Source organism: Chryseobacterium sp. (assembly GCF_022712095.1).
Classification (GTDB): Bacteria; Bacteroidota; Bacteroidia; order Flavobacteriales; family Weeksellaceae; genus Chryseobacterium.
The window spans coordinates 1-6,114 of sequence record NZ_JALAHD010000138.1 but is presented as its reverse complement, the minus strand read 5'-3'; the positions used below and the strand labels follow the sequence as shown (position 1 = coordinate 6,114).

Below are 6,114 nucleotides of genomic sequence, written 5' to 3'. Positions count from 1 at the left end.
GAAAGGGAGACCCAAAAGGTCTCCTCTTTTTTATATCCGGTATCTTATATGGCTAAAAAAAACTCTCTTAATTTGTAGCGAATTCTTAGCACAATTTCATATTTGCCCAGTTTTTTAAATACTGCCTTTTATGGCATATTCAATAGATATAGCCATACTTCTAAATTACTTTTTTACTTTTATTTAGTACATCTTTCAATATCAACATATCTTGTCCGATCTTTTTATCTTGAATCTTAGCATAATGCTGCGTCATTCGAATATTAGTATGTCCAAGCATTTTACTGACGGTTTCCAATGGAACTCCGTTATTAAGAGTAACAGTAGTGGCAAATGTATGTCTTGCTGTATGAAAAGTAATATCAAAATCTATATCACATAAAGCTCCTATCTCCTTTAAATATTCATTCATTTTCTGATTACTTAACACTGGTAGTACCGTATCTTCATTTATACACTTTGGATGGTCTTCATACCTGATTATGATTTCCTGTGCTTCAAACAATATAGGAATGCTTGCCTCAACCTTGGTTTTTGTTCTTTTGATTTTTAGCCATAACCCACCATCAATTCCTCTGACCAATTTTTGTTTTGTAAGGCTCTTGACGTCAATATAGGCTAATCCCGTAAAACAACAGAATACAAAAATATCCCTTACAATTCTTAACCTCTCAGAAACGAATTTCCTTGACTGAATTCTTTTCAATTCCAATTCCGTCAGAAATCTCACATCTACAGTCTCTATCTTTGATTTATGGCTCACAAAGGGATTTTTACTAAGCCATTCATTACTAAGACAAATATTGATTATCTTCTGGAAATTCTTAATGTACTTCACAGCTGAATTATTGGAACAGTTCCTTACAGTTCTCAAGTAAAATTCATAGTCTGCAATGAATCCCGGATTGATCTCACAGATATCAATATCTGTAATATTAAATTTCCATTTCATGAATGCCTCAGTATGCCGTAGTGACGTTTCATATCTCTCCCAAGTTCCTTTTGAAAATTCTTTACCTATCAACTCCTTCATCTTTAAGTTATGATCCTTGAAAACCTCAATGATAGTGAGTTTCTTTTCCTCAACTCCTAAGTATTTATTCCGTAAGCTTTCGCAGGTTATTTCCTTACCACTATTGAATAGAGTACTATAGCATTCAAATAATTTAGACCGGATTCCTTCCAACAATGAATTCAACTGTTTGGCATTAGGGGTATTGCTTGCCACCTTTCCTGACTTTATGCCCCATTGTGAGGTCTTGATCGTTTGACCTGTTGAAATTTCAGTTCTTTTACCTGAAACTGTAATTCTCAAATAAATAGTAGAAATTCCAGGATTGTTCTTAACTTTTTTTGCATAAAAAAGTACACTGTAAGTTTCCATAACTTTAGATTTTAAGATTGATAAATGTATTTGTGAATCTTAAAACCTACAAGATGTTCAAGCAATGAACAGGCTGTTCAATAACTTTCGGGTGAGTAGGAAATGATACTTTCGGTGACTCACCGAATTACTCTCTTCCGTTTTGCATTCTTTTGTTATGCTTTGATAGTTCAAATCAACAAAAAAGCCTTTAAACACTATGATTTAAAGACTTTTGATTTTATTTGTTTCTCCAACTTGCGGAGAGTGAGGGACTTGTATCTTTTTAAGAAATGCCCTCTCTATCGGCTTTATGCTGTTCTCTTATTTTATAGGTCACCGAATAGGTCACTTATTTAAATAAGTTTGTAAGAGCGTTTGTTTTAACTAATGCTAATTTACACTTTTTTCACAAATAAATTCAACATATATGTCTTTTTGTGATTTAAGTTTAGTAACTCTTAAGCCCTTTCGTGAGGAAAGATATCTGCTGTAAATAATTTTTTCTCCAATTCTTGAAAGAAAAAAAAATAATTCCAATTTATAAATTTTCTAAAATAATCAATGCACAAAAAGACTGGTATAGTTTTATTTATCTTTTTATTCCTGTGTATCAAGTCCATTTTTCTCGAAATAATTGATAAAAAAAGTCAACAGTTACTTTTTTAGATAATCTAATCAGCTAACGAATTAAATCAATTAGGTTTAATCTTCATTTTCCAAAGATTTATTTTTATTGATTTGAAAATCAGAAACTGAAATATCAATATCATCCGCAAATCTGCCCAATGGAAATCCTGAAATAATCCTTTCTTCTGCTTCTGTTATATCTCTATCATCAGACCGAAAGATCGTGTTTGTTGGTACAAAACTAATGTTAATGCTTCCATCAGCCAACAACCATCCACTAATTAAATACTCGACACTTTTTTCAAAATGCACATCAATAGGAAGGGTAAATACCTTTGAATATCTTGGTGATGTTTCTGAAGAAGGATTACGGTTTATGGGAACTTTAAATGTGTAAGCTTTGAGAGCTTCATCAACTATTAATGGTTTAACTGTAGGAATTGCTTTTATTCCTCGGTGATTTTCTGTTCCGGCAATAAATTCAATATCTTCATTAGGGATAAACTCTATGACCTTCCTCCCATCACGCTTAACTTCCAATAATCCCTGTTTTTCCAGCTTGTTGATTATTCCCCACATATTATCATATCCATTCTTATAGATGAGATGATCATTGATGAGCTGTTTTTCCCTTAGAATTATAATCTGCTTTAACACATGCAGTTCCTCCGCATTAAGTTTTTTCAGACGTCCAAGTTTCTTAATATCGACCAGTTTCCCTCCCATTCCTGTATTCAACTCCTCTCTTGTGTCATCCCATTCTTCTTCTATGAGTTCTCTATATACTCTTTCACAATGCTCACATTTAGCAGGTTTTCCTAAAGACATCTTTTTGAAGCTACTCTGAGCCGTAACTTCTTCAATAATATCATTGCCACAGTCATAGCATTTAGCAAGGGTAATTCTACACAGTGAATTCTCGGCAATTAGTGTATTTAACTGATATAGGGTAATATCATATGTTTCCCTTAGTTCTCTAGGCTTGTAGACAAACTTTCCGTCTTCAAGCTCCCAATATTTCTCGATAATTACTCGGTCTTCTTCTGAAACACTTTCTGATATAAACAGTTCGTAGGTTTTCATTCACATATATATTCTTTTTGATTCTCAAACAAAATTTCTCCCATACTTATTTAATGGAAAATCACGATTAAAACTTAAACTCATATTTACCTCCTATCATTTCAACAATCAAAAGAAATCCCTAATTCACCATTTTCATGCAATTGACAATCCAATTAGGTAATATTTGGACTCTGACAAGAAATATGATAGGATTGACTATCAGGAATATTAATTAATTTTCCTTACTCAAACCACCAACTATTGATAAGAAGGATTACTTTTTTATGTAATTTTCCTTTATTTTTAATAGCTCATTCTTCTGCTCGTCAATTAGATTTTCGAGTTCATTAAATATAAATTCTATTCTTTGCGAATTATCATCTGACATCTCAAAGTTATTCAAATCAATAACTCCAGTATTAAGGTCATTATTACTCATAACATCAATAAGCTCAAGAAAGTCAATCTCATCTCTGCTAAGAAAACTCTTATTTTCTTTTAGCCATTCTTTATCTTTGCTTAATATATCCTTATGCAAATTCACTTGGACGACTTTATTGAAAATTTTCTCAGAATTATTTTTAACCAAATCAACAAGTGAAGCCCATTCGTTATTACGAGGTAATGAATTATATTCAAGCCAATGTGGAAATACACTCACTTCTTTTTGCTCTTTTAAAACCTCTAATATTTCTATTACAGGTCTTAAGCTATCCAAAGGTTTTGTAATCGGTAAATTCTCTTTTTGAGACCAGATTTTTAGGATGATGTTACAACACTCTTGTTGCAATATTTTTTTATCTTCTTTAGATTCAGCATTGTCAATATCCCGTATTAATTCTGCAAGATAATGAGACATCCATCTTGCTAAAGTATTAACAGAATATTCTAAATCTAGCTCTTTTACTAGTTTTTCACCCAATTTTATAATCTCTTCCTCGGAGTGTTTTAACTGTGCCATCTGGTTTAATTAAATAAAGTTTAACTTGATGTCTATTATCATCATTCCTTTCTCTGTATTTCCGCTCTTCAAGTTGTCGGTCTACTATACATCTAATTATCAAAGATTTTTGTTCGACTTTTAAGAAATTTAAAATAAATTCACTTTTGACTTTAAACAAACATCCTGAAGACTCTATATCCTTATTGTATTTTCTATACCGATAGTCTTCATCAGATATTTCATTCCAATTCTCATAGATACTTATTTCATTGTCTTCAAAGTATCCATATCTGTACATGCTGTCATATTTAATGTTAAAATTAGAATGTACTACATCTCCAAATGTAAAATATCCCTTAGAGCTATTAGTAAATAACGAATCATTAGTGTCAAGACCTTCATATTCACTCCTAATTTCTCTCAGCCATCCTTTAAATATAAAGTCGTTTTCTGTTATCTCTGCATCGTCCTCATCTTTTTCAAGAGGAAGATAATAGTCATAACTATCTTTAGTTGTATGCAAAGCACGTAACAACGCTTCTGCTTCTCTATTTGATACTAAACATGAGCTAAAAGTTATAGTATCTTGATTCTCTCCAATGTTTTTTTTAATCGCTCCATAAACATTTAGAAATTCATTCGTATTTACTTCTATAAAGCCAACATTTTCATCGAAATATTCTTCGGGAATAGAGTCTCTCCACACTAAGTCAAAATTTTCTACACTGTTTTTCCAATATTCTAATTTTAAGGGAACGGGAGTTCTTAAATCTGACAACCAAAAATCATCAAATGCATTTGCTTTTGAATACAGCCAACCTTCCCAGCTATCCCAATAGTCAGAATAATCCGTTTTTATAAATGGTTCATGTTTTAAGAAGAAATGTGCAGCACAGTACATTGCATGGTATTCAAAATAAATGGATAGATCTTCTACTTCCGGATTACTTCCATGATCATTCCTTGTTAAATACCAATCTCTGTCATATAACTGACCTTGAAGATAATCATCATCATTAGGGTTTCCTGTATAACCCCATTTTTCAGTAATAAATTTGTCTGCAACATCTGCAACATCATATTCGGACAAATTGAAAATATCTCCAATTCTGCTATACCAGTATGGTAAAGTATCTACAGAATTAAATCTAAACTTCCATTTTTTTTGAGATTTACTTGAATATCTCCTTTGTTGCCTGCTGTATTTTCTCTCTTCCACATATCCTAGTTTACTCTTATTAGTATCTTGAATATTTTGTAACTCAACTTCTGAATATATAGACTTATCAAAAGTGTAAAGATTTAAACAAGATTTTTTAATATAATACTTGATTAGAACATGAGGCAATTCTTCACTCATCAGTTCATTATAAAAAACATCTTTAAAAGGAATAAGCATTTCAGGACTTTCAATAGAAATCCTATCTATTGCAATCCACAAATATAATTTAGCAGACATCCAATAATAAATATATTCCCTATTCTGAAAAGGTAAACAATCCTTTTCATTTTGTTTATCTAATAAGACTTTAAGTACCTCTATATTATTAAGACTTACTAGTCTTCTGATAGAGTGAATTGCTGTCCAACGTAGTTTTTTATCCGGATGTCCAAGAATGAATCTTAACAAATGTGCAACATTTTCATCAGCAGCTGCTGGAGCTATCAATTCTTCAAACCAAACCCCATCAGCAATTTCAGGTTTAATTTTAGAGTTCCATCTTTCCAAAATCCATGCTAGCAGTTGTTCATTTTCATTTTGAGACAGTTTACTTTTAATCAATTCAAAGGAGCTGTAAATAGATTCATCGGATAACAAATCTATTTTCTGAGGTAAAATTTCTATCAGAATATCTGCTAATTGAGCATCATCAATACTAAATAAATTTGCAAAATGCCGCAGTGACCAAATACTTAAACTATTTCCATAATCAAAATGCTGAAGTTGAGTTGACAGTATATATTTGAAGTTATCTTTTTTCCAATTTTTTACTTCTGGGTAGTAGCCCCAATCATTAAGGGCCCTTTCTATTATTTGTTCAAAAGATTGAAAATCTAGTAAATTCTCATCAATATCAACTAAAGCATTTAAAAAGGAAGTGTATTCTTTTGG

At 31.5% G+C, this 6,114-nt stretch carries 3 protein-coding genes and 1 pseudogene; all 4 read right to left on the bottom strand.

Annotation, left to right across the window (positions count from 1 at the left end):
* Window positions 1-160: 160 nt before the first annotated feature.
* Window positions 161-1,384, bottom strand: a complete 1,224-nt coding sequence (locus tag Q0A18_RS07010) for a site-specific integrase (protein ID WP_292009433.1) — start codon at window positions 1,382-1,384, stop codon at window positions 161-163.
* 684 nt (window positions 1,385-2,068) lie between these two features.
* On the bottom strand, window positions 2,069-3,076 hold the full coding sequence (locus Q0A18_RS07005; RefSeq protein WP_292009432.1) for a hypothetical protein: 1,008 nt from the start codon (window positions 3,074-3,076) through the stop codon (window positions 2,069-2,071).
* Window positions 3,077-3,332: 256 nt separating this feature from the next.
* On the bottom strand, window positions 3,333-4,019 hold the full coding sequence (locus tag Q0A18_RS07000) for a hypothetical protein (protein ID WP_292009431.1): 687 nt from the start codon (window positions 4,017-4,019) through the stop codon (window positions 3,333-3,335).
* Window positions 3,973-6,114 (bottom strand): annotated as a pseudogene (locus Q0A18_RS06995) (AAA family ATPase); the annotation flags it as partial. The pseudogene Q0A18_RS06995 and the gene Q0A18_RS07000, both read right to left, overlap by 47 nt.